31 protein-coding genes are annotated in these 25,365 nt (G+C 65.7%); 28 read left to right on the forward strand and 3 right to left on the reverse strand.

All coding sequences use genetic code 11. The features are described from left to right. Positions 1 to 77 precede the first annotated feature (77 nt). The 13 genes from istA (at position 78) to JW805_18790 (ending at position 10,273) form a co-directional block, all read left to right on the forward strand. Positions 78 to 1,571, forward strand: a complete 1,494-nt coding sequence (gene istA / locus JW805_18730; protein ID MBN2974040.1) for an IS21 family transposase — start codon at positions 78 to 80, stop codon at positions 1,569 to 1,571. Continuing rightward, entirely contained in the window at positions 1,568 to 2,335 is a 768-nt protein-coding gene (istB, locus tag JW805_18735) for an IS21-like element ISSsp5 family helper ATPase IstB (GenBank protein ID MBN2974041.1), read from the forward strand. Before istA ends, istB begins: the two co-directional genes overlap by 4 nt. A 203-nt stretch (positions 2,336 to 2,538) precedes the next feature. Continuing rightward, positions 2,539 to 2,823, forward strand: coding sequence for a hypothetical protein (locus JW805_18740; protein ID MBN2974042.1), 285 nt, complete (start codon positions 2,539 to 2,541; stop codon positions 2,821 to 2,823). Between the two features lie 23 nt (positions 2,824 to 2,846). Next, positions 2,847 to 3,365 (forward strand): hypothetical protein, encoded by a 519-nt coding sequence (locus JW805_18745; GenBank protein ID MBN2974043.1) that lies wholly within the window; start codon positions 2,847 to 2,849, stop codon positions 3,363 to 3,365. 113 nt (positions 3,366 to 3,478) lie between these two features. Next, positions 3,479 to 4,006 carry a hypothetical protein gene (locus tag JW805_18750; protein MBN2974044.1) on the forward strand — a complete coding sequence of 176 codons (528 nt, stop codon included), beginning with the start codon at positions 3,479 to 3,481 and terminating at the stop codon, positions 4,004 to 4,006. A 165-nt stretch (positions 4,007 to 4,171) separates the two neighbouring features. Continuing rightward, positions 4,172 to 4,693, forward strand: a complete 522-nt coding sequence (locus JW805_18755; GenBank protein MBN2974045.1) for a DUF736 domain-containing protein — start codon at positions 4,172 to 4,174, stop codon at positions 4,691 to 4,693. Positions 4,694 to 5,015: 322 nt separating this feature from the next. Further along, a complete protein-coding gene (locus JW805_18760) occupies positions 5,016 to 5,474 on the forward strand; it encodes a hypothetical protein (GenBank protein MBN2974046.1) in 459 nt (152 codons plus the stop codon). Positions 5,475 to 5,661: 187 nt separating this feature from the next. Then, a complete protein-coding gene (locus tag JW805_18765) occupies positions 5,662 to 6,138 on the forward strand; it encodes a DUF736 domain-containing protein (GenBank protein MBN2974047.1) in 477 nt (158 codons plus the stop codon). 268 nt (positions 6,139 to 6,406) lie between these two features. Continuing rightward, on the forward strand, positions 6,407 to 6,673 hold the full coding sequence (locus JW805_18770) for a type II toxin-antitoxin system Phd/YefM family antitoxin (GenBank protein ID MBN2974048.1): 267 nt from the start codon (positions 6,407 to 6,409) through the stop codon (positions 6,671 to 6,673). A gap of 136 nt (positions 6,674 to 6,809) precedes the next feature. Further along, entirely contained in the window at positions 6,810 to 7,067 is a 258-nt protein-coding gene (locus JW805_18775; protein ID MBN2974049.1) for a hypothetical protein, read from the forward strand. 690 nt (positions 7,068 to 7,757) lie between these two features. Continuing rightward, entirely contained in the window at positions 7,758 to 8,096 is a 339-nt protein-coding gene (locus JW805_18780; protein ID MBN2974050.1) for a single-stranded DNA-binding protein, read from the forward strand. 138 nt (positions 8,097 to 8,234) lie between these two features. Continuing rightward, entirely contained in the window at positions 8,235 to 8,708 is a 474-nt protein-coding gene (locus tag JW805_18785; GenBank protein MBN2974051.1) for a hypothetical protein, read from the forward strand. 572 nt (positions 8,709 to 9,280) lie between these two features. Continuing rightward, positions 9,281 to 10,273 carry a DUF2493 domain-containing protein gene (locus tag JW805_18790; GenBank protein MBN2974052.1) on the forward strand — a complete coding sequence of 331 codons (993 nt, stop codon included), beginning with the start codon at positions 9,281 to 9,283 and terminating at the stop codon, positions 10,271 to 10,273. Positions 10,274 to 10,641: 368 nt separating this feature from the next. Here the strand turns inward: JW805_18790 and JW805_18795 are convergent, their stop codons facing one another. Next, a complete protein-coding gene (locus JW805_18795; protein ID MBN2974053.1) occupies positions 10,642 to 11,019 on the reverse strand; it encodes a hypothetical protein in 378 nt (125 codons plus the stop codon). 371 nt (positions 11,020 to 11,390) lie between these two features. On the opposite strand from JW805_18795, the gene JW805_18800 reads away from it, so the two are divergent. Continuing rightward, complete coding sequence (locus JW805_18800) at positions 11,391 to 11,945, forward strand: hypothetical protein (protein MBN2974054.1); 555 nt, start codon at positions 11,391 to 11,393, stop codon at positions 11,943 to 11,945. 180 nt (positions 11,946 to 12,125) lie between these two features. On the opposite strand, the gene JW805_18805 is transcribed toward JW805_18800, so the two are convergent. Beyond that, a complete protein-coding gene (locus JW805_18805) occupies positions 12,126 to 12,344 on the reverse strand; it encodes a hypothetical protein (protein ID MBN2974055.1) in 219 nt (72 codons plus the stop codon). Positions 12,345 to 12,979: 635 nt separating this feature from the next. Here JW805_18805 and JW805_18810 point away from each other — a divergent pair. The 14 genes from JW805_18810 to JW805_18875 all read left to right on the forward strand — a co-directional run bounded on the left by JW805_18810 (position 12,980) and on the right by JW805_18875 (position 24,915). Next, positions 12,980 to 13,153, forward strand: a complete 174-nt coding sequence (locus JW805_18810) for a hypothetical protein (GenBank protein ID MBN2974056.1) — start codon at positions 12,980 to 12,982, stop codon at positions 13,151 to 13,153. Next, entirely contained in the window at positions 13,146 to 15,665 is a 2,520-nt protein-coding gene (locus JW805_18815; protein ID MBN2974057.1) for a type IV secretion system DNA-binding domain-containing protein, read from the forward strand. The genes JW805_18810 and JW805_18815 overlap by 8 nt, the downstream gene beginning before the upstream one ends. 3 nt (positions 15,666 to 15,668) lie before the next feature. Beyond that, entirely contained in the window at positions 15,669 to 18,743 is a 3,075-nt protein-coding gene (locus JW805_18820) for a conjugative relaxase (protein MBN2974058.1), read from the forward strand. Continuing rightward, positions 18,740 to 18,982, forward strand: coding sequence for a hypothetical protein (locus tag JW805_18825; GenBank protein MBN2974059.1), 243 nt, complete (start codon positions 18,740 to 18,742; stop codon positions 18,980 to 18,982). The genes JW805_18820 and JW805_18825 overlap by 4 nt, the downstream gene beginning before the upstream one ends. Continuing rightward, positions 18,979 to 19,305, forward strand: coding sequence for a hypothetical protein (locus JW805_18830; GenBank protein MBN2974060.1), 327 nt, complete (start codon positions 18,979 to 18,981; stop codon positions 19,303 to 19,305). The genes JW805_18825 and JW805_18830 overlap by 4 nt, the downstream gene beginning before the upstream one ends. Further along, positions 19,295 to 20,026: a hypothetical protein gene (locus JW805_18835; protein ID MBN2974061.1), complete on the forward strand. Its 732-nt coding sequence runs from the start codon at positions 19,295 to 19,297 to the stop codon at positions 20,024 to 20,026. Before JW805_18830 ends, JW805_18835 begins: the two co-directional genes overlap by 11 nt. Beyond that, positions 20,013 to 20,774 carry a hypothetical protein gene (locus JW805_18840; GenBank protein ID MBN2974062.1) on the forward strand — a complete coding sequence of 254 codons (762 nt, stop codon included), beginning with the start codon at positions 20,013 to 20,015 and terminating at the stop codon, positions 20,772 to 20,774. The genes JW805_18835 and JW805_18840 overlap by 14 nt, the downstream gene beginning before the upstream one ends. Before the next feature lie 91 nt (positions 20,775 to 20,865). Next, positions 20,866 to 21,075 carry a hypothetical protein gene (locus JW805_18845; protein MBN2974063.1) on the forward strand — a complete coding sequence of 70 codons (210 nt, stop codon included), beginning with the start codon at positions 20,866 to 20,868 and terminating at the stop codon, positions 21,073 to 21,075. Between the two features lie 38 nt (positions 21,076 to 21,113). After that, positions 21,114 to 21,431 carry a hypothetical protein gene (locus tag JW805_18850; protein MBN2974064.1) on the forward strand — a complete coding sequence of 106 codons (318 nt, stop codon included), beginning with the start codon at positions 21,114 to 21,116 and terminating at the stop codon, positions 21,429 to 21,431. Further along, on the forward strand, positions 21,424 to 22,281 hold the full coding sequence (locus tag JW805_18855) for a hypothetical protein (GenBank protein ID MBN2974065.1): 858 nt from the start codon (positions 21,424 to 21,426) through the stop codon (positions 22,279 to 22,281). Before JW805_18850 ends, JW805_18855 begins: the two co-directional genes overlap by 8 nt. Then, on the forward strand, positions 22,278 to 23,432 hold the full coding sequence (locus JW805_18860; GenBank protein ID MBN2974066.1) for an NERD domain-containing protein: 1,155 nt from the start codon (positions 22,278 to 22,280) through the stop codon (positions 23,430 to 23,432). Before JW805_18855 ends, JW805_18860 begins: the two co-directional genes overlap by 4 nt. Continuing rightward, complete coding sequence (locus tag JW805_18865; protein MBN2974067.1) at positions 23,429 to 23,926, forward strand: hypothetical protein; 498 nt, start codon at positions 23,429 to 23,431, stop codon at positions 23,924 to 23,926. The genes JW805_18860 and JW805_18865 overlap by 4 nt, the downstream gene beginning before the upstream one ends. Continuing rightward, positions 23,923 to 24,414, forward strand: a complete 492-nt coding sequence (locus JW805_18870) for a hypothetical protein (protein MBN2974068.1) — start codon at positions 23,923 to 23,925, stop codon at positions 24,412 to 24,414. Before JW805_18865 ends, JW805_18870 begins: the two co-directional genes overlap by 4 nt. Before the next feature lie 96 nt (positions 24,415 to 24,510). Beyond that, on the forward strand, positions 24,511 to 24,915 hold the full coding sequence (locus JW805_18875) for a hypothetical protein (protein MBN2974069.1): 405 nt from the start codon (positions 24,511 to 24,513) through the stop codon (positions 24,913 to 24,915). Here JW805_18875 and JW805_18880 read toward each other — a convergent pair. Next, the gene (locus JW805_18880; GenBank protein ID MBN2974070.1) at positions 24,900 to 25,331 is read right to left on the reverse strand and encodes a response regulator; all 432 of its coding nucleotides are present in this window, start codon (positions 25,329 to 25,331) and stop codon (positions 24,900 to 24,902) included. The genes JW805_18875 and JW805_18880 overlap by 16 nt on opposite strands. Between the last annotated feature and the right edge of the window lie 34 nt (positions 25,332 to 25,365).

Here is a 25,365-nt window from a genome sequence, read left to right on the forward strand (position 1 = left end):
GTCCCGCTGCGGGCGGCGTAAAAGTCGTCCACCTTGAAGCCTTTCTGCCGAGTCAGGGAGGTGTGGGGATCTACAGCGTGGAACTTTATCTTCAGGTCCGTTTGGCTTGCGCGGATGGCATGAGCCAACGGGCGGCGGCGAAGCGTTTCAATGTGTCGCGCGATACGGTGCGCAAGATGCTGTCGTTTTCATCGCCGCCGGGTTATCGGCGACAGTCTGCGCCGCGGCGCCCAAAGCTGGACGGGTTTGTGGCGATCATCGATGGATGGCTTGAGGGGGACCGCGGTGTCCCGCGCAAGCAGCGCCATACGGCGAAGCGGGTATTCGACCGTTTGCGCACCGAACATGGTTTTACCGGCGGCTATACGATCATCAAGGATTACATCCGGGAGCGCGAGCAGCGCAGCCGGGAGATGTTCGTGCCGCTGGCGCACCCGGCGGGAGATGCACAGGCCGATTTCGGGGAAGCTCTGGTGGAGATCGGCGGGGTGGAGCAAAAAGCCTACTTCTTTGCGCTCGATTTGCCGCACAGTGACGCCTGCTATGTGCGGGCCTATCCGGCGGCGGTGGCGGAGGCTTGGGTTGACGGACACGTTCATGCCTTCGCGTTCTTCGGCGCGGTGCCGCGTTCGATCGTTTACGACAACGATCGCTGCCTTGTGGCGAAAATCCTGCCAGACGGCACGCGCAAGCGTGCCACGCTGTTCAGCGCTTTCCTGTCGCATTATGTGATCCGCGACCGCTATGCCCGCCCGGGCAAGGGGAACGAGAAAGGCAATGTGGAAGGGCTGGTAGGTTACTGCCGCCGCAATTTCATGGTGCCGATCCCGAAGTTCCCGACCTGGGAGGCCTTCAACCTGTGGCTGGAGGAGCAATGCCGCAAGCGCCAGCAGGACAAGGTGCGCGGGGAGAGCGAGACTATCGGTGAGCGCTTGCAGCGCGATCTGGCGGTCATGCAGCCTCTGCCCGCTACACCCTTCGAGGCCTGCGATCAGACGAGCGGGCGGGTCTCCTCGCAATCTCTGGTGCGCTACAGGACCAACGATTATTCGGTTCCGGTAGTCTGGGGCCATCAGGAGGTCTGGATCAGGGCCTATGTCGATGAAGTGGTGATCGGATGCCGCAGCGAAGTTATCGCCCGTCATCCTCGTTGCTATGCCCGCGAGGAGGTTATCTTCGCCCCGCTCCACTATCTCCCGCTGATCGAGCAGAAGATCAACGCATTCGACCAGGCCGCCCCTTTGCAGGGCTGGGATTTGCCCGAAGCGTTCGGGACGCTGCAGCGGTTGATGGAAGGGCGCATGCACAAACATGGCAGGCGCGAATATGTACAGGTGCTGCGCCTGCTGGAAACGTTCACCATCGCCGATCTCCAGGCGGCGGTGGAACAGGCCATCGACCTTGGCGCCATCGGCTTCGATGCCGTCAAGCACCTCGTCCTGTGCCAGGTCGAACGCGTACCGCCGAGGCTTGACCTGGACGTCTATCCCTTCCTGCCACGCACGACGGTCGAGAAGACCGTTGCCAGAGTCTATATGAGCCTGCTGTCCGACAGGCAGGAGGCCGCATGAGCGATCAAGCACCGGAAATCCTTCTCGCTCACCATCTCAAGGCGCTCAAGCTGCCTACGTGCCTGCGAGAGCATCACAAGCTCGCCCGGCAATGTGCCGCTGAAGGCGTCGATCATATCCGCTTCCTCGCCCGTCTCGTCGAGATGGAGATGATCGACAGGGAGCGTCGTATGGTCGAGCGGCGCATCAAGGCCGCGCGCTTCCCCGCCGTCAAAAGCCTCGACAGCTTCGACTTCGCCGTCATCCCCAGGCTCAACAAGATGCAGGTGCTCGAGATGGCGCGCTGCGAGTGGATCGAGCGGCGTGAGAACGCCATCGCTCTGGGGCCATCGGGCACCGGGAAGACGCACATAGCTTTGGGGCTCGGACTGGCAGCATGCCAGAAAGGACTGTCGGTGGGCTTCACCACTGCGGCGGCGCTGGTCAGCGAGATGATGGAGGCGCGCGACGAGCGGCGTCTCCTGCGCTTCCAGAAGCAGATGGCCGGATACAAGCTGCTCATCATTGACGAACTGGGCTTCGTACCGCTCTCCAAGACCGGTGCCGAACTGCTGTTCGAGCTGATCTCCCAGCGTTACGAACGCGGCTCCACCTTGATCACCAGCAACCTGCCCTTCGACGAATGGACCGAAACCTTCGGATCCGAGCGTCTCACAGGTGCGCTCCTTGATCGCCTGACCCATCACGTCAGCATCCTCGAGATGAACGGCGAAAGCTATCGCCTCGCTCACAGCCGGGCCCGCAAGGCCAAAACCAGACCCTAAAAATCAAGCCAATGCCGGGGGGAGTGGCCCTCGGGCTACGCCCTCACGCCACTCCCCCCGGCGTGTAACTCGATGGCCTGGTTTTACGCCGCCCCATGGCCGACTTTTGCTCCGCCGTTGACAACGTCTGAGGAAGGGGAAGGCGGACCGGCTGTTGTGAACCGGGAGGATCATCCGACCCGGTGACAACCGGAGTTAACCCAATGCGCAGCATCCTCGCCTTCTACGAAATCGACCGTGAGTGGGGTGGCCCCGAGGAGGGGGGCTGGTGGTACGATACCGGCACCTTCGTCCGCGTGATCGCCCTCCATTACCATGACAAGGCCGCGGTCGCGGCGATGCGCCGCGCCAATCGCCTGCTCGACCGCCTGCAGCGGCATCGCCCGCCGGTGGATTCGGCCGCCTACACCGGCGGACGCTTCCGCGCCTTCAGCTTCTCCGGCCTCCCGCCCGCGCGGTTTCCCGCGCGTCGCCCGCAATATTCCTGATCCCAGCGAGAAAGGACCAGCGCATGTACCGCGTCCATTATTTCGACACCAGCGAAGCCGCGCATGACGCCTGTCTCGATGACGGTCCCTGCATCGAGGAAGGCGACGTTCTCGCCATCCTGTCGGAGGGCGTCATCGGTCTCGCCTCGACCGATCCGATCGCCGTCACCCTCGACCCCGGCGCACTGCGCATCGTCCGCCCGATGGCGATGGACGTGCTGCTAGCAGAACTCGTCCACGGCGCCTCCCAGATCCGCCGCGCGGTCGCGACCGCCCTCCTGCACCATTTGCCCGTGCAGCCCCATTTCCTCGCCTTCGTCGCGCCGGCGCTGCCCTATCCCTATCCGCAGACCGTCGTCGCGCTCTCGTTCGACGACATCATGCTGACGATCGACGCGATCGACCACCGCATCAAGACGCTCGAAAACCGGTTGGGCTCACTCGAATCCGACAGCGCGCACGCCTTCTTCCTGCAACGCTCGATCGATCACCTGTCGAGCGCCAGGAAGCGCCTCATGCGACATCCGCGACCGCCTCGCTGAACGACACGGCATCGCCCCGCGACGATGCCGGCACCGGCTGCGCCGGAAGGAGAGAGGGACCGGATCGGCATCCTGGACATGGGGTCCGGGCATTTTGCCGAAAGGTCACGATCATGTGCATCGATCCCAACGCCGAGCCCGTCGCCTTCGCGCTCGACACCAAACTCTGCCACCTCCTGCCGACGCTGACCGAGCCGCACCGCGAAGCCATCGCCCAGGATCTCGCGCGCACCGCCATCTTCATGGCGACCGCAATGGCGGCCGACATGGCGCAGGACGCGGTGAACGGCCTCGTGCCGATCCCGAAGATGCCGACGCTCGGCAAGCCGCCCGCACCCGCGCTCGTGCCACAGGCCCAAACGCCGCGCGATACCGTGCTGCTGACCTCCGCGGTCGCGCCCGTCGTCACGATCAAGGCGAAGACCACCGACGTCACCGTCGCCGGCTTCGACCAGCGTCAAGGCTACACGTTCGGGATCGACAACAAGTCCGACCGGCTGATCGACATCCGCCACGCCGGCAAATGCTGGTGCATCGATCCGACCGACGAGGCGACCGACGTCGTCAGCCGCGCGATCGGCGCGCTCGCCGCGGCGCACGCCGATATCGGCACCGCGCTCACCGACCAGCTCGCCCACTGAGCACCGACATCGTCCGCCTGCCGCACGATCCACCGTCCGCGTGAAGACGCGGTCGGTGAGGGGCGCTCATCGCGCCCTGCCCGGCCGAAGGGCCGGGGAGGGGAGGAGGATTGAAGATCGGTGTCGAGGACATGGGGTCCAGCACGACATCACAGGAGACACGTCATGAACATCGGTCAGATCAAGCAGAACGACGCGGGCATTTTCATGGGCCGCATTTCCACCCTCGCCGTCGCGATGACGATCGCGCTCAAGCCGGTCCAGTCGTCCAACCCGCGCGCGCCGCGCTACGAGATCCACGCGCTCACCCCGGGCCGGACGTGGGTGCAGGTCGGGGCGTTCTTCGAACTCACCTCGAACAACACCGGCGAGGCGTTCCTGAACGGCCGCATCGACGATCCGTCGCTCGCCGCGCCGCTGCAGGTCTCGGCCTTCCGCCAGGACGACGGCTCGTACAACGTCGTGTGGCAGCGCGCCCAGAAGCGCCGCGATGTCGGTGCCGCGCTCGGCGTCAAGGCGGATGACGATCTGTCGCCGCCGTTCGGCGCCGATGGCGGCCCGGTCGGCAACGGCCCCGATCACGATGCGGGCGCCACCGACAACGGCCTGGGCGAAACCACCGCCCCGGTCGAGGAGCCGGTCGGCAAGGGCCGCGGTCGCCGCCAGCGCGTCGCCGAGGACGCCTGATCCACCCCCGGTGCCGTGCACTCCCTCACGGCACCGCATGGCGCACGGGCGCGCCCCCTTTCGCTCCCGCACGCCGAAACTCGGGGCGACGCCGGCATACGGCGTCGCCTTTCTTTTTGCCTTATGGGCTTCAGTCTCAATTCAACACCGTATCGGAACGACAGTGTAACAATAGTTTCGCTTTATCGCCCTATAAGCACAGGTTATCGCAGTTCGAACCTGGGCCACGCTCAAGGGAAGGGGGTGCTGAATGGATAGCCGGGCGAATGGTGATGACACCGCTCGCGGGACCGGCTCGTCCACTTCATCCCGAGGTCCCGACATGGCCGACCGCGTTTCCGTCTCCATTACGATCGGAGGGAAACTTCCCGCCGATCGACTGCCCGAACTGTACAAACTCGCCGATTTCTACGGCCTCTCGACCGAATGGGGGGGAGAACCGCTTGAATCCGTTACATCCGGCGAACCCCTGCGCCTCCATGCTCACGAGGTCCAGGACGGCAATATCGAGGATATCGAGGACTTCTGCTGCACCAACGACCTTCCGTTCAGGACGTGGTCGGGAGGCTCGCCCGGGTCGTTCTCGCCCGAAGTTCGGGTCTGGCCAGGTCATGGTCCGCGCGCGATATTCTCGGCCGACGACAACGAAAGCGTCGTGCTGACGCTTCAGGAATACAATGCTCTAGGTGACCTCGCCGCGATCGGTGAGCACTTCCGGTTGGGTGGCTTCAAACCGCCTGCGCTCTCCATCGTCCCGGGAAAGCCAGAGACCGATAGCTAACAGCGCCATCGGCGCATCCTCCTGACCTAGCCCGATCCGCGTCCCGCACGCACCACCGTCCGCGTGAAGAACGCGGTCGGTGAGGGGCGCTCATCGCGCCCTGCCCGGCCGAAGGGCCGGGGAGGGGAGGAGGATTGAAGATCGGTGTCGAGGACATGGGGTCCAGCACGACATCAGGAGACACGTCATGAACATCGGTCAGATCAAGCAGAACGACGCGGGCATCTTCATGGGCCGCATTTCCACCCTCGCGGTCGCGATGACGATCGCGCTGAAGCCGGTCCAGTCGTCCAATCCGCGCGCCCCGCGCTACGAGATCCATGCGCTCACCCCGGGCCGGACGTGGGTGCAGGTCGGCGCGTTCTTTGAACTCACCTCCAACAACACCGGCGAGGCGTTCCTCAACGGCCGCATCGACGATCCGTCGCTCGCCGCGCCGCTCCAGGTCTCGGCCTTCCGCCAGGACGACGGCTCGTACAACGTCGTGTGGCAGCGCGCCCAGAAGCGCCGCGACGTCGGTGCCGCGCTCGGGGTCAAGGCGGACGATGGCGAACCCGCGCTGCCCTTCACCGCCGATGGCCGTGACGTGGCGACCTCGGGCGCAGGCGATGACACCGGAGACGGGCTGGGTGCCAGCACCGCGCCGGTCGACGAGAGGGTCTGACCGGCATCGGGCGGCGCTGACGCGTCGCCCGTATCGCCACCTCGACGGGGATCGCTTCATCGCCGAAGCGGTCCCTGTTGCCGTTAGTGCCTGTTGCAGCCGCGCGGTCCGTGGTGTACGGATTGTCTTCCGTTTTACGGAAGATACGGATTCCCATGTAACAGAAAGATGGCCGTTACAACATTGGCAGGACCAGATGAGGGTCCCATCCTGGACGGACGCAGGGCTTAATCGATCCCCGGCCGCGTAACGAAAGATGAGGGAAACCATGACCCCTACAATCGAAAAGGCCAGATCGACCGACGTGTCGAAGCGGTTCGGCTTCTATTACGACGAGGCGATGACGCATCCGATCGCGATCGAGCGCAACGGCGCTGCCCGCGTGGTCATGCTACCCGCCTCCGAGTTCGAACGCTTGTCCCGCCTCGATCACCTCGCGCTCTCGCCGCAGGAGTTGAGCGATGAAGCCATCCACGCCATCAGGACCGCGACGCCCAGCGCCGGGTCCGTCCAGAACGATCAGTACGTCGATTGAACCGCAAGCCGGTGACCTGATCTGGTATTTCTACCTCTGGCGGCATGAACATAACCGGGGCGACGAGGACGGCTCGAAACTCCGCCCCTGCATGGTGGTTGGCAGCTATCGCTCAGCCGGAAGGCTCCGTGTCCTGATGGTGCCACTGACGACGCGCGATTATTCACCGGCTGCATCCGTCCCTCTGCCGCCGCGATTCATTGAGGCCTTCGGCCTCGATGACCGATCACGCATCGTGTGGGACGACGTGAACGATTTCGCATGGGTCGGACCCGACGTTCGCGCCGGTAACGACGGTAGCACCATCATCGCCGAGGTGCCGAGCCGCATCGTACAACGTGTCGCGGCGCTGATCGTCGAGCATCGGATCACCCCCACCCGGCGAACCGAGTAGGCGATCGATCCTCGCCAACCCGAAGGGCGGCGCCCGCAGACACAGCCCGGTTCGCTGGCCGAGTGGAAAGATCATCACGATCGGCGATGATCCCGCAGCCGGGCGGCGCGTAAAGCCGTCGCTGTTCTGCCAGCGGGTATCGGCAGGCGTTTGCCCCCTATGGCGATGAGGACGCCCCTGTCCGATGCGGTCGCCGGCGATCGCCCTGGCGAGGATCGGCCGTCGGGCGACCTTGCGGCATCCGGTCTCCTTGCCGGTGCGTCGTCGCCCGGGCGCGGCCGTCCTTGTCGAGCTTCGGAGCGGCACCACGTCGGTCAGCGAGCGACGCTGGCGGCACGCCTGCCTTCGCGCCGGGTCGTTCGGGGGTACGGGTCAGGCGACCGACATGAGCGGTTCACGAGGTTTGTCCATGGCAATGCCTGCGGGAACCTTGGGCTGATCGACGGCCCATCCGCCGTTTCGTGTCACCTGCGCCGCGCCCCGGGGCCTCGCAACCCCTTTGGCAGGGCCGTGTTGCCGCGCTTCGCGCGGCTGCCCGCACCACCCCTGCAAAAGGGGTTCCCCTCCGGTCGACCAGGCCCGCCGCCTGCGCGCCGGCCCAGCTCGCCCTCCGGTGCGACGCCCCGAACCGCGACGCCCTTCAGGTGACACCGGCGGACGGACCGCCGACCAACCCAAGGAGGCAATGCCATGAACAACGTGAACCTCGTCGGCCGCCTGACCCGCACCCCCGAACTGCGCGAAGTCAATCGCGCCACCAGCGTCGCGACCATCTTCGTGGCGACCGATCGCCCGAAGCTCAACAAGGACGGCCACACCTACAAAGGCGACGACGGCTTCACCGTCAAGGAGACCGAATACCACAAGGTCACCTGCTTCAACGGCCTCGCCAAGGCGATCGCCGGCAACCGCAAGAAGGGCGACCTCATCGCCATCGAGGGACGCCTGCACTACACCCGCTGGCAGGACAGCGACGGCAACGACCGCTACGGCTGCGAGATCATCGCCGATCGCGCCGAGTTCTACTGACCGGCCAGCGAACCGGGCGGCGCCTGCGGGCGTCGCCCTTCGCGCATGCTTCATCATCGCCCGCGCAGGACGCCTCGCCCACGGTGCTTCGCACCGCGGCCTTGCGCCAGCGCGCGCTCACCTGAAAGGTCCGGCACCATGACCGTCCAGCGCGACATGTTCGACGGCGACCCGTTCGCGCCCGAGCCGATACCTGCGGCACCGGACCCGGTCGCTCGGGTCGACGAGCCGGCACCCGCCGGCGGCGACCACGACGGCAATGCCGTCGCGCTCGCCCCGCTGGCGGTGCCGTGCGGCTTCCGCAACCGTCGCAATGAACCCTGCCGGCGTCTCGCCGAGCTACCCATCCTGATGAACGGCCAGCCCTTCGTCCATCGTGGTCACCAGCTGCTCCAGTGTCCGCGTTCCTGCTGGCTAGACGATGACAGCGCGGTCGAGCCGGACATTGCTGACCGGATCGGTGAAGATATCCGGTTCGCAACCGAACCGGATATCCAGACCGACCCGCACGGCGAGGACCCCGATGCCAACCGCGATCCAGACGACCCGGGAATCCAGGAGATGCCGGATTACGATGCCGGGGATGACGGTGGCGAGTATGAATGGGACTGATCCTGCTGATCCTGCTGTGCTGGCTGTGGGACGGCCGTAGAGGGGCAGGGCGGGGCGTCCCGCCTTGTGGGCGGGACCGGGCTCTATTCGGCCCTGGCGGGCCTCACGGAGCCCCCTGGCGGGGTCTCCGCCCTGCGGGTGCCGATCCCTATGCCGGCGCCGGGCGTCCTGCGCGCGGGCGGCGGCAGCTGGCTCGCCCTCCCGGGCTCACTGGCGCTGCCTTTGCGGCGCTGCGCCTGGCGGCGCATCACCGCCGCCCGTGCTCGGTCCGACCCGGCGTGCCCACCACAACATAATATTTTCTCTCTCTGTGATGAGGAAGTCTGGCATGCGGGGTTGGCGGGCCGTCAAGGACGCGCGGTCCCCCCAATTTTCACGCACCCTTCCGCCTCCGCTTCGCTCCGCCTCCAGGGCACGAGAAAATCGGCTCCCCCGCGCGCGAGCGTTAACCGGGGTCCGCGACCCTGCGGGCCGCGGCTTCCCGGTTAACGTCCCTGACCGCCCTGACCGCCGCATGCCGGATGAGATTCCTCACCGAGAGAAGGTGAGATTTTCAACTCATGGAGGCTATCATGACCAAGTACAGCAACTTCAACGACATGGGCCGCGCGATCAACGAGCGCCGCGCCGACGAGGACACCACCGAGACCTATCAGGGGGCGTTCATCGAGGCGAGCGAGATGGCCAAGCTTTCCATCGTCAGCGAAGCCGAAAAGCTGGACATGCCCGACCCGGAGCAGGCCGCGCACGCCGTCGAGCAGATGCTGGCGACGATGTTCGACGTGTTCCGCGACACCCGCATGGAAGAATTCGCCGCCGATCTCGCATGGGGTTTCGTCAACAGCTTCCACATGGTGGCCAAGCGCATCGAGGGGCGGGAGGATGACGCCGCCAAGAAGCTGGGCGACCTGGTGCGCAGCTACGACCCCTCGGAGATCTACGCGGTGGAGCTCGAAGAGACCCAGCTGCTCTGCCAGACCCTCGAGAATTGCGCCGAGGCGATGCGCTGCATGCGGGACCACGCCGGGAACGTGTATCGCGTCGAGACCGGACGGCCCTTCTCGACCGTCCGCGGCAGCAGGGTGTCGTCCAAGCTGACCGCCTCGATGATCGACGGTGCCGACTATCTGGCGGCACGCGCGGCAAAGCGTCGGGACGAGCACAACCCGAGCGGCCCGATTGTCGCCTTCTCGGGCGGCATGGAATGGCACGACCACGAGCAGCTCTTCGAACGCCTCGACCAGATCAAGCGTCGCATCCCGTCGATGGTCCTGATGACCACCGCCATGAACAAGGGTGCCGACGCCATCGCAGCGTCGTGGGCGGCCTCGCGCGAGGTCAAGCTGGTGCGCATGTTCCTCGACAAGCGCCACGGCAACCGGGGCGGGTTCCTGCGCAACGACCGCATCGCCTCGCTGCGTCCCGTCGAAGCGATCGTCTGCGAAGGATCGGGCGTCCAGATCGACTTCGCGCGCAAGCTGCGAACCGCCGGCGTACCGCTCCACGTCTTCCGCAAGGACGGACAGGCGCCGGTGCAGCCCAGCCAGCGCGGCCGTCGCGCCTGACGCACTCACGGAAGGGCTCCGGGAAACCGGAGTCCTTCCCCTTTTTTACGTCGCCCTGGGCGGCGCTCCGAGGCATCGAGCCCCATCGCGCCGCGTGGGACTGACCTTGCGGTCGATCACGCCACGTTGCCCGCTCGGCACGGCTCGCTCGCGGCAGGGCAATGCCGTCGCATTGCCACTGCCAGCTACGCCTCGCCGGTGCCGGGGTCGATACCGACACCCGTCGCATCGCCTCGCTCGCTTTGCGGTCATCGCTGAATGCGATGACCAGCGCGCTACGCCTCGGCCGATACGACTGGCGATCGTCGTTGAACACCAATCGGCACGCCTCGCTTGCTTCACGGCGATCCCTTCGGATCGCCGGTTCGCTACGCATCGCCGTGCCGATCGCGTTGGCTTATCGACCGCGCCGTCTCGCTCGCATCGCGGCCACGCCTGCGCGTGTCACGCTCGCTACGCATCGACCGGCGCGGTTCAACCGGCGTCACGCTTGCGGCATCAGCACGGCTCGCTGGCGGGCGCGGCGATGCCGTCGCATCGCCTGCACTGCCGCTGCGCATCGCGCCGTGCCGATCGCACCCATTGATCGGCCACGCCGTCTCGCTCGCATCGCGGCCACGCCTGCGCATGTCGCGCTCGCTACGCATCGACCGGCGCGTCTCACCCGGCATGTCGCTTGCCGCATCGGCACGGCTCGCTGGCGGGCGCGGCGATGCCGTCGCATCGCCTGCGCTGCCGCTGCGCATCGCACCGTGCCGATGCCATCGGGCAGGAGCTGACCGGCACGGCTCGCTCGCTTCACGGCGATCCCTTCGGATCGCCGGTTCGCTACGCATCGCGGTGGCGATCGCGCTAGCTTATCGACCGCGCCCGTCTCGCTCGCATCGCGGCCACGCCTCCGCGTGTCGCGCTCGCTACGCATCGACCGGCGCGGTCCGACCGAAGCCCGGCTCGCTCGCGGTGCCGCAATGCCTGCGCATTGCGAGCACCAGCTACGCATCGCTCGGGCACCCGGTCCTGCGGACCGACCCCGTGGCAGGATGATCGACCATGCCGATCCTGACGGATCGGAAGGGGGAGGGGAACCGGAGATGATGGTTCCAATGGGAGACAGACCATGTCGATCACCTTCTTCCTCAGCGTCGATCGGGAAGCCGATGCCGCACCCGCCGTCATCACCGCCCGCCAGCTTGCCGCGTTCCGCGCCTTCGCCCGCGAGCGCGGCCACCTGCTCGAATACGAGGACGATGACCCCCTCGTGTCCTGCTCGTTCGAAGCCCGCGTGTGCCCCTGGTCACTTGCGTCGATCTGCGCGATCTTCGATCATGATGTGGGTGTCATCGCCGTGGTCGAGGAAGCCCAGTTCCGTGGCCTCAACGTGCGTTTCTGGCGCGATGACGCGACCCGCACGATTACCATGCGCGTCGCCAGCACCCCGGACGGCGCAGCGGAGATCAATCTCGCGAACGGCAACGCCTTCCACGTCCTCGATGCGCTACGACTTTCGGACGATAATTGCGGGAGCATGCCCATCGGGCAACTACGCGAGACACTCGGCCAGCCCTATGTTCGCCGCGACCTTGGTCGCCTCGATGGTCGTTACCTCGAACGCTTCGACACACTCGCTGCTCAGGCCGACACGAGTGACGGGATACGCATGGTCTGGGGATAGCCTCCCTCCAGTCGCCATCGCGTCGGGGGGCATCGGGCTTCGCCTCGATGCTCCCCATTCTTTTGCCTGAATGGACCGAAGCGTCGCCAGCTCAGCTCAAGCATTGAAAAGGGGAGCGCCTAACGGCAGCTCCCCTTCTATTTGCATGATGGGCTTGAGCCCGCTTTCGCGCTGACCCGCTTACGCGGTCAGGCGCTTCACGGTCTCGGCGATCCCGATTTTCTTGATCGCTCCAATGATCGCGCTGAACTGGGCAGGATCGGCCTTCATCAACCCCGACCGTTCCACCTCCTTCAGCAGCTCCGAACGCTCACGATCGGCCAGTTGCTTGCGGCGTTCGTTGAGCCGCTGTTCGTCCGCCTCAAGCTGTGCCCGTTCCTGCTCGATACTCCGTGCCATATGACCTGCCTTTTCTGATCGTGGATCGGCCTCCATTTCCCACGATGCCAGCACCGCTCCACCGGCACAATAGCGACACTCATAATCGCTCGCTGGTCCGGCTTTACCGGACCAGCATGAGGCGACGGACACTGACCTTCGGCCAGGTCCGTCGTGGGGCGGGATTGCTCCGCCCAATACCCTTCGGTCCAGTCCGGTGGTCGCCTGCCTGCGGCGCTTACTCTCCCGGAACCCAGTCCAATGATCGGACATCCAGCCATGATGCCACCACCACCGCGACAGTCCCTAAGGATTTGCACACCGTACGCGGCACGCCGCAGGTTAAGTGTCTGTAATTTCCGGTGTTTGCAGGGGCAAACATGTTTGCCCCTGCAAACGCCTTGGTGGTTCTCCCCTAAGCGCTTGAGAACGCGCGAAAATCCCTGTTTGCAGAGTGAATGCGTTTTCACTCTATACCTCGGGACCAGGCTGTAGTATTTTCCACTCTCCGAAAACCCCACCAGCCACTTTCAAGTGGGTGGTGAATGTCTAACTCGACGATAGCCTTCAGACTTTCGTCTGAAGAGATTGCGGCACTTGATCGTGTAGCCGCGAAACGGTCGTGCTCCCGGTCTGAGGCCGCGCGCACTGCGCTTATGTTCGGTATCCGTTTCGCTGAGGCCGAGCATACTTTCAACATCACCCGTGCGGTCCTCGTTCTCGAGTACATGCAGGCGGCGATCGACGTGATTATCACACGCGATCACGGCGACGTCGTACCCCAGCTTCGCGAAGCCGCGAAGGAGCGCCTGGCGACGTTCCATGCGTAGCGGCGACATCCGGTTCAACGGTCAGGCGGCGACCGTAAAGCACCATTCCGCGCGGGGGCGAATCACCCGCAACTCGGGCAATTTCACCCGCGGTTCGCAGCTTCTCGCCAGTCAGTACAAGATGACCTGGGCGGGCCTCCAGGTGCCCATCTGGATATGGCTGGGGACGTTCATCGTCCTGTTCAATATCTTCGTCTGGCTGGGCCTCGCCGAGCATGAGTTCCAGCTCGACCTGATGAAGCTCTATTCCGCCATCTGGACGTGGGTCGGCGGGGACAAATTCCACCTCATCAACCTGACCTTGCGAAACGGCATCGTGACCAAGGTTCCGATCGGCTACGTCCCCTACGAACCCCATGTCGTTCATGCCTGGGCGAAGACGGTCAAGATCTTCCTGACGACACTCGTCATGTCGGCCTTCATCGCAGCACCGATCATCATGTGGTTCATCATGTGGGCAAACAAGCGCGGCAGCGACATGCTCCAGGAACGCCACAACCGCGGCGCCCTGTTGGTCGAGCGTGACGTGCTCGTCAAAACTGTCAGCGGCCACAACCGGCGCAAGTTCCGCACCGAGTGCGCCGAACACGATCCGCCGTACGTCCCCGAACTCGTCGCCAAGGCTCCGATCCTCGATCGGATCGACCGGGGCATCCACGTTCCATACACGATCGCCGGCATCCCCTATCCGTGGCGGCTCGAACAGAGCCATACCATGCTCATCGGCACCACCGGCACCGGCAAGACGACCCAGCTGCGCAGCCACGTCTCGCAGCTTCGCGCGCGCGGTCATCGCGCGGTCATCTTTGACCTGACCGGCGTGTTCGTGGAGACGTTCTACAACCCAGAAACCGACGTCATTCTCAACCCTATGGACGAGCGTTGCGCGCCGTGGACGCTGTTCGACGAATGCCGCAACTATGCCGACTTCGTTTCGGCCGCATCGGCCCTCATTCCCTCGCATCCCGACGACAAGGAACCGTTCTGGCAGAACGCCGCGCGGATGCTCTTCATCGAGATGTGCCTGAAGCTTCAAGAGATGGGTGAGGCGAACAACGCCGCGATCGCGCACCACCTGATGCAGGCCGATCTGAAGTCGATCAACGCCAAGCTCGATGACACCATCGCCGCCCCGCTGACGACCGAGAAAGCCGCCCGCATGGCGGAATCGATCCGCTCGGTTCTGAACGTCAACGGACAGGCGCTACGCTTCATGCCGGACCCTGTCCCGGGCGGCCCGCCCGCCTTCTCGATCCGCGACTGGATCGCGACCGACAATCGCGACGGCTCGATCATGTTCATCACCGGCTCGTACAACGACCTCGAGATGACCCGCGGTCTGTTCACGCTGTGGATCGATCTGGCCGTCAACAACCTCATGCGCCTGCCCAAGACCCGTGACCTGCGGACCTGGTATCTGTTTGACGAAGTCCATGCGCTTCACGCGCTTCCTGGTATCGAGCATGGCCTCCAGTCGGCCCGCAACTTCGGCGGTGCGTTCGTCCTTGGGATCCACTCGTTCGACAAGCTGGTCGCGACCTATGGCTTGCAGAACGCGACCGCGCTCACCGGACTTGCGCGCACCAAGCTGATCCTCGCCACCGCCGATCGAACCACAGCCGAAAAGTGCTCCGAGTTCATCGGCAGCCGCGAGGTCCGCCAGATGGATGAGGCCTACAGCTACGGCTACAACAACACCCGCGACGCCTCGACCCTCACGCCTCGCACGGCGATCGAGCCGCTGGTCATCCCCGACGACATCAACAACCTGCCGTCGCTCCACGGCTTCGTGAAGTTTCCCGATGGATTTCCTGCTGCGCGGATCGAACTCAAATACCGCTCCTATGCCGAGGTCGCGCCGGGGGCGGTGCCCCGCAAGAACTTCAAGCCTACCGAATACGTCTCGCCGGAAGACCGGCGTCGTCAGAACACCCGGAACAATGGCGCGGATGAGGGGGGTGAGGGTGGCCGCGAGCATACCCCCACACGGCCTGTGGGGGGCGTGGAGGCGAAGGAAAGGCAAGAGCCGGACCTGACCGCCTCGCAGCCCGAGAAGGCGCGTAGCGAGGCTGAAAAGGCGGCTGCGGCGATGGAGGTCACCGGGTCGCTGCCGGTGGTGATCGATCAGATAACCGGCAAGGGCGTCGCCAGCAGCCCGACCGGCGTCGATGCCGTCCGCGCGTCGGATGCCGCAACGAGGGTCGGGGGCGAACCTTCCAAGCCTGTGACGGGAGGTTCATCCAGTCTGGATGCCCAACTCGGCGGCATGGGCATGTCCCCGATCGAGAACCGTGCGGGTCCGCAGAGCGGGGTGGATCCGACGCGCGGCGAGGCGTCACGCCATGCCCCGGAAAGCCGGTCCGATCGCGGTGATGCCGATCGCCACGAGGACCAGGCGACCCGCGAATTGCGCGATGGGTTTGCGACGCAGCGCGACCCCGATCACCACCATCGTCATCACGGCCCGGATCATTCGCCGGAGATCGATGACGACATGGACATGGGGATGTAGCCGATGCTGTCGGTCGCTTCCGTCAAGTCCGCCTCCGGCGCGGCGCAGTATTTCGCCAAGGACGATTACTACACCGCCGAGCATTCGTCCGAGGCGACCGCCTGGGGCGGGGTGGGCGCGGCCGACCTTGGCCTCAAGGGCGAGGTGACCAAGGAAGACTTCGAGAAGATCCTCAACGGCGAGATGCCCGATGGCGAAAAGGTCGGGCAGGTCGAGGGTCGCAGGCTCGGTGTCGACCTGACCTTCTCGATGCCGAAGTCCGCCAGCGTAATGGCCTATGTCGCTGGCGACACCCGTGTCCTCACCGCGCATATGAACGCCGTAAAGGCGACGATGGGATGGGTCGAGAAGACCTTCGCCGAAGGCCGCACCTACGATCAGTCCAGGTCAGGGGATGCGGTGCGAACCGGCAACCTCGTCTATGCGCTGTTCCAGCACGACACGAGTCGCGCGCTCGATCCACAGGGCCACATCCATGTCCTGATCGCCAACATGACCAAGATGGCGAACGGGGCATGGCAGGCGCTCCACAACCAGCAGCTGTGGAAGAACAACACGACCATCGGCGCGGCCTACCACGCGCAGTTTCGCGCCGAGCTGGCGAAGATCGGCTACGAGACCAGCGTCACCGGCAAGCACGGCCAGTTCGAGATCGCCGGCGTGCCCAAGCAGGTGATCGACACCTTCAGCCAGCGGCGCGCCGATATCCTGGCGAAAGCCGGCGAACTCGGTGTCACCTCCGCCGAGGCGTTGCGCAAGGTGACCAACAATACCCGCGACGCCAAGCTGAACGTCGAGGATCGCGATGCCCTGCGTCAGGAGTGGCGCGACCGGGCGGCCGCGCTCGGGTTCGACGGCAAGGCGCTGGTCGATGCCGCGCGCGAGCGTGCTGGCGCCAGCGGCCTCGATGCCCAGCCACGACCGATGGAGCGCCTCGGTGACGTCCTGGCCAATCTCCGCGAAAGCCTGGGCGAGTTATTCCGACCCGCCGATCCGCTCGTCGCCAGCGGCCTCGACCGGCTGCGCATCGCGCCGGTGGATCTGCGCGCCCAGCACGCCGTCGCCTCCGCGATCCGCATCCATGCCCAACGCGAAGCCGCGTTCGCGGTGCCGGACATCACCAGGACCGCGCTCGACCTCGGGCTGAAGGGTGTCACCGCCGCGCATGTCGACGCGCGCGTCTCCGAGCTCATCCGCAACGAGAAGCTGATTCCGGGCAAGGATGACCGGATCGACAGCGTCGTCACCCATGTCACGACGCCCGAGGCGCTCGCGACGGAGCGCGGCATCCTTGCAGAGATCGAGCGCGGCAAGGGGGAGGGGCGGGTGATCGTCTCCGCCGACACCGTTATCGAGCGGATCAACGCCGCATCGGGCGACAAGGAACTCAATGCAGGGCAGATGGCGGCCGCGACGATGGCGCTCACTTCCGCCGATCGCATCGTCGCGGTCCAGGGCGTCTCGGGCGCCGGCAAGTCGACCATGCTGGCGAGCGTCGCGCGCAATGTCGAGCAGGAAGGCGGCAAGGTGGTCGGTCTCGCGCTCATGAAGGCGACCGCCGATCGTCTCGGCGCCGAAGCCGGCATCGAGAGCCGCACCGTGTCCTCGTTCGTCCACAGCTATGCCCGCCACGCGCTCGCTGGGAAGGGCGCGGGCTATGACGGCGCGCGAGACGCGCTCGCCGGCACCACGCTCATCCTCGACGAAGCCTCGATGGTCGGCTCGGAGCAGATGAAGCACCTGGTCGGCATCGCCAATGCGCTCGGCGTCGATCGCTTCCTGATGATCGGCGATCGCCAGCAGATCACCGCGGTCGACGCCGGCAAGGCGTTCGCGCTCGCGCAGGCCGGCGGGATCACGCTGGCGCGGATGGACGAGAATCTGCGCCAGCGCACCGAGCAGCTGCGCACCGTCGCCGCGCTGACCAACCGCGGCGAGGTGCGCGAGGCGATGGCGATGCTCGGCGACAAGGTCACCGCCAACCCCGAGCATGTGAAGGCCGCGGCCGAACACTGGCTGGGCCTAACCCCCGAACAGCGCGAGACCACCGCGATGTTCTCGTCGGGCCGCGTCGCGCGCGCAGAGCTCAACGTGCGCATCCAGGACGGCCTCGCCGCGGAGGGCACGTTGAAAGGGGACGGCGTCGTCACCCCGGTCCTCGACAAGGTCAACGTCACGCGCGAGGAACTCCGCTACGCGCATACCTATAAGCCCGGCCAGGTGATCGACCTGCGCCATGCCATGCGCGAGCTCGGCCTCAGCCCCGGCACCTATGACGTGCTCGGCGTCGACGCGAAGGGGCGCGTTCAGGTCCAGATCGGCAACCGGGTACGGACCTTCGATCCGCAGAAGATATCGCCGGTCGACAAGACCGACGCGATGCAGCTCGCCCAGCGCGAGCAGATCAAGCTGCATGAGGGCGACAAGATCCGCTGGACCCAGAACGACAAGGACCGCGGCCTCAACAACAACGATATCGCCCGCGTCGTCTCGGCCGACCCGTCGGGGATCAAGGTGGAGGCGAGCGACGGCACCCTCCACGAGCTGAAGGCGGGCGATCCGATGATGGAGCGGATCAGCCTCGCCTACGCGCTCAACATGCACGCGGCGCAGGGCATCACCACCGACACCGCGATCGCGGTGATGAGCCACAGGGAATCGAACCTCTCCAACCAGCGGCTGTTCAACGTCACCGTCACGCGCGTCCGCGACGACATCCAGCTGTTCACCGACGACCGCGAGAAGCTGACCGCCGCGATCGAGCGCAACGAGGGCAACAAGACCTCGGCGCTCGAGACCACCGGCGCGCTGTCGATCGACCCCGATCGCGGCGCTGCCGGCGCAGCCACGAAAGCCGGCGCGGGCGAGACGTTCAACCCTTCGCTGCCGCCCGACCTCGATCGCGGACCGGAGAAAGTCGGAGGCGAGCCGAGCGCAGATACAGCCCGCCCCTCGACCGGCGGCAAGATCGACATCCGTACCGATCCCTCGCTCGACCTCTCCCGGTTCAGCGTCCCGGTCGAGCCCAAAGGGCCTGAACTTCCCTACCCCGAAAAGGACATCGGACTGGAGCTATGAGCATGACCACATCACCACCGACCTGGGACCAGGTGATCGCCACCAAGCACTGGCACGCCTGCGACCTCGACACTCATACGCTCACGCAATGCAGCCAGCTCGCGCGGCGCGACGATGCGCTCGACTGGGGCGGCGAAACGCTTGCGATGGCCGCGATTTTCGGCCTGACCTACGTCTTACTCCTGCCGCTCACCCGCGCGCTGCGTGCCCTCCGGGTCCGGTCCGAGCCAGCACGATGAGCCTCGCCGACCGCGACTATATGCACGGGCCTCCCCGCATCGGTCGGACCTCGCGGCTCGACACGCCGCCCTGCGACGCGATCGAGGGAACGGCCGAGTATGGCCATCAGGCCCGCAGGAAGCCCGTGGAGCCACGGTCAACCGCACCACGCATGATCGTCCCGCTGACGCGCCGGTTGCGTCAGGCGGGACTCCTGGCGGCCGCGGTGGCGGCTTTCACCTTCGCCTGGGCGGTCGGATGCGGAATCGTCAGCGCGTCGCTTCACACCGATGGTGGAATTTTCGTTCCGCCCGCAACCCAAGGTACGCCCGGTGGACGGTAGTTTCCCTTTTCGCTTCCGGCGCCAACCCGAGCCGACGCACGCGACCCTCACGATCGCCGAAACCGCGGATCTGACGGAAGCGGCGCTTGAAGCGGTCCGCGCCGGTGACGGGGGCCGGCTCGCGGTATTCGGCGATGGCGACGCGATCGCCGAACTCGCCGACCAGGTCCGCGACCAGCTGATCGACCCCGCGCGCGGCAACTGGGACTTCTTCGCAGACCATCCGAGCGACTATGCACGCTCGTCCGCGATCGAAGCGTTCCTTCCCGACGATCCTGACGTTTGCTCGGGCTACACCTGCGCTTCGCGCTATGTGCTGCTCCGCGCGATCCAGCATGCCGGCGATGAACCTGGTGCGACCCTTTCGGCCGTCCGCGATCTGATACGGGATCTCCCGCCGGAAGCCGTCGCAGAGGCGGCGGGACACGATTCTGGAAACGGTCACGCCCTGCGTTGGGGAATGACCGTGCTGGCCGGCGTGCGACGAGCGACCCACGCTTTCGCCGACCACGACCGGCTGATGCCCAGGATCTCCATCGCGCGCTGGCTGGCAGGATCGGCGTCGACCATCCTGTTCGTACGACGCGAACCTGGACTGACTTCGAGCGAGGTTGTCGCCGTCGAGGCCTCGCTGCGCGATCACGCGATGCTGTCCAGAATGGACGTGTTTCCCCTGGCTCTCCCCTCGCAGTCGATGGAGGTGGTCGATGGGCATCGATGATCGCGACTATATGCGCGATCGCTACCGCAAGCGGCAGGGGCTCGATCCCGGTGCGACGCAATGGAACGATCGCAAGGCACGGGTCGAGCTGAACCGCTTCGGGTTCAGGAAATCGGTGCCGCTGGGGAGCGCGAGCTGGATATCTGGCGGATCGAAAGGGTCGTGGTTCGAAGCCAGGAACAGGGGCCACGATTATCAGCGCGGTCGATGGCGGCCCCGCCCGCGCTTCACGCCGGCCCCTTACTGGCAGGCGCTGGGCGTCGGTGTTGCCATCGCACTGGTCCTTGCGGCCTGGGCCGGGCAGGGCCAGATCAAGCGCGCAACCTCCAGCCTGTTCGCGTCAATCGTGGGGACGAACACCGGTTTTCCGGAATCGGGAACGGTCGCCGTCTCCTCCAGCGTCGACCTGCGAACCGTCAGAAGCCACCTGACCATTCAGGGTGCGGCAGACAATAGCATCGTCCAGCTGCTCGATCCGGCGACGGCGAAGAACCGGCTGTCGGTCTATGTCCGCGCCTTCGAGCGTGTCACCGTGCCAGCCCCGCTCGGCCAATATCGCGTCCGCTTCATCCACGGCCGCGAATGGGCAGATTCTCGGACCTTCTTCGGCAAGGGCACGCTGCACGACGAGGTTGCCGGCGTGATGCTGTTCACGCGACGGGTCGGGCACACGCTCGATCTTCGTCTGGGGGCCGACAGCAATCTCGTGGTCCGGCGCATCGCCGCCAAACCGGCCTCGATCCAGTGACACTGTCCTTCATCCACGCGCGGGGATTTCGCATCGCACCGCCAGGACCGGCCCCCGCGCGCCGGCACGGCGATCAACCGGGACAGGAGACATGAGCAACTGGGATTTCGAGGAAATGGGCGAGTTCGGCTCGGATGCCGACGCAGACCGCTGGGCGAAGCGCAACAACATCGCCCCGCAGGATGTCCGCATTCGCCGCAAGGGGGACGGGGTTGAGCTGGAGGTCCGGCGCTCGGCGCTGGGCGACAGCAGCGCCCGCCACGATGACCGTCGCGACGGCCGACGCAACGGTTTCTTCTGAAAACGGCCAGGGAAGGAGTACACACGATGAAACTGAAGATGATCGCCGCGCTGGGGCTTGCCGCCCTCTCCGTGGCCTTGCCGTCGGCCGCCAGCGCGCAGTCGTCGGCGCCGGTCCTGCTCGCGATGGCGAGCTTCGCCGGAAGTCATGCCGGCACCGATGCCGCGCGCGAGGTCGAGGCGAAGAAGGCGCGCTATCGCGCGCACGCGCTTCACAACGGCAAATGCAAGGACTGCGCGGACTGTCCCGACTGCAAGGACTGTGACGAAGCCGCGAAGAAAGTTGCGGCGGACGAGGAGCGTGCCGGGATCTGCGATCCCGCAGCGCATGCGAAGAAGGCGGGCGCCGGTGCTTGATCGCACCCGCATGCTCGTCGTGACGGCCGCGCTCGCGGCCGTCACACCTTCAATGGCCCACGCCCAGAAGCTGGGGCAGGGCGGCACCGGCGTCGACGAGACGACCGCCGTGCCGCAATGCCAGGTGCCGCTCGGCGTTGCCGCGCTGGTTGAGGAGAAGGCCGCCAACCCGGCCGATGGCCTGTCGCCGCAACTGCAGGCGCTCATGCGCATGGCGGAGATGCAGAACGGCGGTTCGACCGCGCGCGTCGACGCGCTGCCACTGGTCAAGCTGATGATCGCGCGATCCAATTGCTTCCGCGTCGCCGATCGCGGCGAGGCGTTCAGCGCGCTCGAACGCGAACGCGCGATCAATGGCGGGACTGCCACAACCCGGCCTGTCACCAAGGCGGATTATCTGATCGAGGTGAAGGTGGTCTATTCCGACGCCAAGTCGCGTGAGAGCGGGGGCGGGGTCGGCGGTGTGTTCGGCGGGGCGGTCGGGCTCAAGTCGAAGACACTCGAAAGCCAGGTGCTGATGACGCTGGTCGACGTGAACACCGGCATCCAGGAAGCGGTCGCCAGCGGGTCGGCGCGCAAGAAGGATATCGGCGTCGTGGGCGGTGGGCTGTTGCTCGGCCTTGGCGTGGGTGCGCTCGGTGGAAGCTACGCCTCGACCGACATCGGCAAGATCACCACGCTGGCGACGCTCGATGCGTTCCGCAAGCTGATCGAGGATGCACGGCCACGGCTCGAGGCGAGGCTGGTGCCGGCCAAGCCGCCCGCAATGGTGCCTCCCGCCTCCGCGCCGCTACCGGCGCAGGCGGTTCAACCGCTGCCGCAGCCAAATCCGGGAACGCCGAAACGATGATCCGCAAGAAATCGACCCGCGCGGCCGAGATCGCATTTGCCGACGAAGTGATGGCGTCCGACGAGTTCGCGGCTCTCCCCGAGCGCGTGCGATCGACGGTGCGGAACCATCGCCAGGGGATGCGGGGCGAGCGCGAGACCGCCTATATGCTCGATCACCAATTCGGGCCTGACAACGACCGCAACCTGCTTATCCACGATCTGCGCCTGCCGGACGGGCAGGGCGGGTTCGCGCAGTTCGATCATATCCTGCTGTCGCGGGCGTCGCGCACCGCCTCGATCTTCGAATCCAAGAACTACTCTGGCCGGATCTCGAAGAACGAGCATGGCGAATGGATGGTCTGGTATCGCTCGCAACGTCAGCCGCAGAACATCCCCAATCCGGTCGAACAGGCCAAACGACAACGCAAGGTGCTGCAGGCGTGGCTGAAGCGAAAAGGGCATGACAGGGCGTTCGCGGAGGTCGGCGTATTCGTGTCCGTTCCGCCCACCGCGATGATCGACCGTTCCAAAATCGGCAGCGACGAGCCGATCTACAAATGCGACAACCTTTACAAAGCCTGGGTGCCGTTCGGCGGGTCATCGCCCCTGGGACGAATGTTTTCGACCGGCGTCACCGCCGCGCAGATGGTCGAGATCGCCGACCAGCTCATCGCCGACCATGTCCAGGAGGGCGATATCTATACCCGCCTCGGCATCGTTCCTGACAGCACGGACGCCGCCGATACGTCTCATACCGGCGACCCGTCTGGGCCGATCAACATGCCCATCGTCCAGGCCGCGTCTGTGCCGGAATTGCCGCCGTACGTCGAGGCAGAGCCTGTCACTGTTCATCCGGCGCAAAGTCCCTCCACATCGGTAGCGGTTGAATGCACCGTTTTGGAGGTATCGCCCCCTGCCAAGGCGGTTCCCGTCAAGGCGGGCGCACCTATCGAGGTATGCGCCGGGATCGTCGAGCGGACACTGCCAGATGGCCGCATCGCATTCCGGGCCGCGCGCGACGATGAGATCGGCAGGGAGGTTCTTTCCGCGTTGTGCAAGGGCAAGGCGATCTGGAACCCGAGATTCTCCAACTGGATCTGCGTGCCCGACGTCGCCGACGTGATCCGGGCTGCACTTCCCGATGCGATCAGGGTCGGCCACGTCGCATGAATATGATCAGCCTGCCCCGGCCCGAATGCCCGTATTGCCATGAGGCGATGCGCCGCTGGCCGCTGGGGCAGCACATGCTGGTCTGCGACACCTGCCGCCGTCCGATCGTGCGCTACCTCGCTGCGCCCTCGCGTCGGATCTTTCGGCTGCGCCCGCTCTACAGCGTCATCAACGCCATCGCGCTGTTCATTCTGGTCGCGACCTTTCTCGCCATCGTGATCGCCCGCGCCGACATCCGGCATATCATGCTGGCCGTCGCGATCCCCATCGCGATGTTCGGCGCGAGCGATATCGGCGATGGCTGGCTGTCCTGGCGTACCTCGCTCGATCGAGGGTGGAACCACCTTCGCAAGGGTCGCAAGGCGCGGCTGATCGGGCTGGCACGCGCAGCGTTCGGCATCGCCGGCTGTGCTGTCGCCATCTTCGGGCTACTTGCCTACGGCGACATGACCACTCCACGAAAACCGCTTGCCCATCAGGCTGGTCGGCCATGATTCCCTTCTGCCTGATCCTGGGCGACAGCACCGCGGTCGGCACGGCGCAGGCATTGGCAGCACAGGGCATACGCTGCGAGGTTCATGCGCGCGTGGGTGCCGGTTCGGCCGAGATCGAGCGGCGGGTGAGGGGCGCTTCGGCCGCCACCGTCGCCCTCATCGCACTCGGGTCGAACGATGCCGCCAGTCCGGCGCTCCCAACCAACCTTCTTGCGCTCAGGCGGCGAACCACCGCCGTCAAGGTGGCCTGGCTTGCCCCCTACGACCTGCGCGCGTCATCCATTGTCACGTCGATCGCGGCACGTTTCGGCGACACCGTCATCCCGCTGCGGGCGCAACCGAGCCGGGATGGCATCCATCCGGTCAGCTATCGCCCCGTCGCCAAGTCGCTGCGGTGGGGGGCGGTCGCCCCCTTCAGAGCCGGCGTAGCGCCGGCGCCGATCGCGCGCGCGACCGTGCTGGTGATGAGCAGCCCACTCGGGTCGTGATCGCCATCTTCATGCCGCGAGCATCGGTCGCCGGAACCGAACGGCTCGACTCAATCCCGCTGGAACAAATCCGGCCCATATGACAGGCTGAACGTCATGGACCATCGCATCACCCACACCTGCGGCCATGAGCAAACCCATTTCATTGCCGGGTTCGCGTCGCAGCAGGAGCGCAAGGCCACCTGGCTGCGCACGACGGTCTGCGGCGCGTGCTACCGCAAGCAGCGCCAGGAAGAGAACGAGCGCGACGCCGCGGCCTCGCAACAAGCCGTTGCCCATCTGTCGCTGGCGCCGCTCAACGGCTCGGAACGACAGGTCAGCTGGGCAACGACCATTCGCGCGAAACGGATCGCCTTGCTGCGCAAGGATCAACCTCTCGATAGCGTCGAAACCGGCGCGGCGCTGCTCGGCATCGCGGACGCCAAATGGTGGATCGACAACCGCGACGCGACCGACGCGCAGTTGCTCGCCTCGGCAGGGGTGGCTCAGGCTCCCGGCTGAACCGGCGTCGTCACCGCATTCTTCAGCGGCGCGGGCTTCTTGCCGTCAGGCAGCGTCCTGCGGAGGTGCTCGTGGACGATCGCAGCCGAGAAGGGCTTCGGGATGAACGTCGCCTTCTCGGGCATGTCACCCGGATTGGGACGGATATTGCCGCTGGCGATCACGATCTCGATCCAGGGCCAGTGCTGTGCGACATGACGCGCCAGCGCAAAGCCGTTGATCGATCCCGGCATCTCGACATCGGAGAACAGCAGGATGGTGTTGTCGGCCTGCTCCTCCAGCAGCACGATCGCGGTATCGCCGTCCATCGCCTCATGACAGCGAAAGCCGGCGTCCTCCAGGATCAGCGTCATGTCCATCAGGATGATCGGGACGTCATCGACCGCGAGCGCGAAAGGTACGGTCGAAGTGTTCATCACCTCTACAACCGCCTGTATCTGTAGGCGCTTG

This window comes from Roseomonas aeriglobus (assembly GCA_016937575.1).
In the GTDB taxonomy this organism is placed as follows: domain Bacteria; phylum Pseudomonadota; class Alphaproteobacteria; order Sphingomonadales; family Sphingomonadaceae; genus Sphingomonas; species Sphingomonas aerigloba.

Excerpts from the sequence above, each read along its gene's own strand:
- JW805_18765 (MBN2974047.1), top strand. The coding sequence starts at position 5,662 with ATGAACATCGGTCAGATCAAGCAGAACGACGCGGGCATCTTCATGGGC.
- JW805_18810 (MBN2974056.1), top strand. The coding sequence starts at position 12,980 with ATGTTCGGTATCCGTTTCGCTGAGGCCGAGCATACTTTCAACATCACC.
- JW805_18800 (MBN2974054.1), top strand. The coding sequence starts at position 11,391 with ATGTCGATCACCTTCTTCCTCAGCGTCGATCGGGAAGCCGATGCCGCA.
- JW805_18770 (MBN2974048.1), top strand. The coding sequence starts at position 6,407 with ATGACCCCTACAATCGAAAAGGCCAGATCGACCGACGTGTCGAAGCGG.
- JW805_18870 (MBN2974068.1), top strand. The coding sequence starts at position 23,923 with ATGATTCCCTTCTGCCTGATCCTGGGCGACAGCACCGCGGTCGGCACG.
- JW805_18880 (MBN2974070.1), bottom strand. The coding sequence starts at position 25,331 with ATGAACACTTCGACCGTACCTTTCGCGCTCGCGGTCGATGACGTCCCG.
- JW805_18825 (MBN2974059.1), top strand. The coding sequence starts at position 18,740 with ATGAGCATGACCACATCACCACCGACCTGGGACCAGGTGATCGCCACC.
- istB (MBN2974041.1), top strand. The coding sequence starts at position 1,568 with ATGAGCGATCAAGCACCGGAAATCCTTCTCGCTCACCATCTCAAGGCG.
- JW805_18850 (MBN2974064.1), top strand. The coding sequence starts at position 21,114 with ATGATCGCCGCGCTGGGGCTTGCCGCCCTCTCCGTGGCCTTGCCGTCG.
- JW805_18805 (MBN2974055.1), bottom strand. The coding sequence starts at position 12,344 with ATGGCACGGAGTATCGAGCAGGAACGGGCACAGCTTGAGGCGGACGAA.
- JW805_18775 (MBN2974049.1), top strand. The coding sequence starts at position 6,810 with ATGGTGCCACTGACGACGCGCGATTATTCACCGGCTGCATCCGTCCCT.
- JW805_18875 (MBN2974069.1), top strand. The coding sequence starts at position 24,511 with ATGGACCATCGCATCACCCACACCTGCGGCCATGAGCAAACCCATTTC.
- JW805_18740 (MBN2974042.1), top strand. The coding sequence starts at position 2,539 with ATGCGCAGCATCCTCGCCTTCTACGAAATCGACCGTGAGTGGGGTGGC.
- JW805_18780 (MBN2974050.1), top strand. The coding sequence starts at position 7,758 with ATGAACAACGTGAACCTCGTCGGCCGCCTGACCCGCACCCCCGAACTG.
- JW805_18845 (MBN2974063.1), top strand. The coding sequence starts at position 20,866 with ATGAGCAACTGGGATTTCGAGGAAATGGGCGAGTTCGGCTCGGATGCC.
- JW805_18785 (MBN2974051.1), top strand. The coding sequence starts at position 8,235 with ATGACCGTCCAGCGCGACATGTTCGACGGCGACCCGTTCGCGCCCGAG.
- JW805_18745 (MBN2974043.1), top strand. The coding sequence starts at position 2,847 with ATGTACCGCGTCCATTATTTCGACACCAGCGAAGCCGCGCATGACGCC.
- JW805_18840 (MBN2974062.1), top strand. The coding sequence starts at position 20,013 with ATGGGCATCGATGATCGCGACTATATGCGCGATCGCTACCGCAAGCGG.
- JW805_18830 (MBN2974060.1), top strand. The coding sequence starts at position 18,979 with ATGAGCCTCGCCGACCGCGACTATATGCACGGGCCTCCCCGCATCGGT.
- JW805_18790 (MBN2974052.1), top strand. The coding sequence starts at position 9,281 with ATGACCAAGTACAGCAACTTCAACGACATGGGCCGCGCGATCAACGAG.
- JW805_18815 (MBN2974057.1), top strand. The coding sequence starts at position 13,146 with ATGCGTAGCGGCGACATCCGGTTCAACGGTCAGGCGGCGACCGTAAAG.
- JW805_18755 (MBN2974045.1), top strand. The coding sequence starts at position 4,172 with ATGAACATCGGTCAGATCAAGCAGAACGACGCGGGCATTTTCATGGGC.
- JW805_18860 (MBN2974066.1), top strand. The coding sequence starts at position 22,278 with ATGATCCGCAAGAAATCGACCCGCGCGGCCGAGATCGCATTTGCCGAC.
- JW805_18795 (MBN2974053.1), bottom strand. The coding sequence starts at position 11,019 with ATGCGCAGCGGCAGCGCAGGCGATGCGACGGCATCGCCGCGCCCGCCA.
- JW805_18760 (MBN2974046.1), top strand. The coding sequence starts at position 5,016 with ATGGCCGACCGCGTTTCCGTCTCCATTACGATCGGAGGGAAACTTCCC.
- JW805_18750 (MBN2974044.1), top strand. The coding sequence starts at position 3,479 with ATGTGCATCGATCCCAACGCCGAGCCCGTCGCCTTCGCGCTCGACACC.
- JW805_18865 (MBN2974067.1), top strand. The coding sequence starts at position 23,429 with ATGAATATGATCAGCCTGCCCCGGCCCGAATGCCCGTATTGCCATGAG.
- JW805_18820 (MBN2974058.1), top strand. The coding sequence starts at position 15,669 with ATGCTGTCGGTCGCTTCCGTCAAGTCCGCCTCCGGCGCGGCGCAGTAT.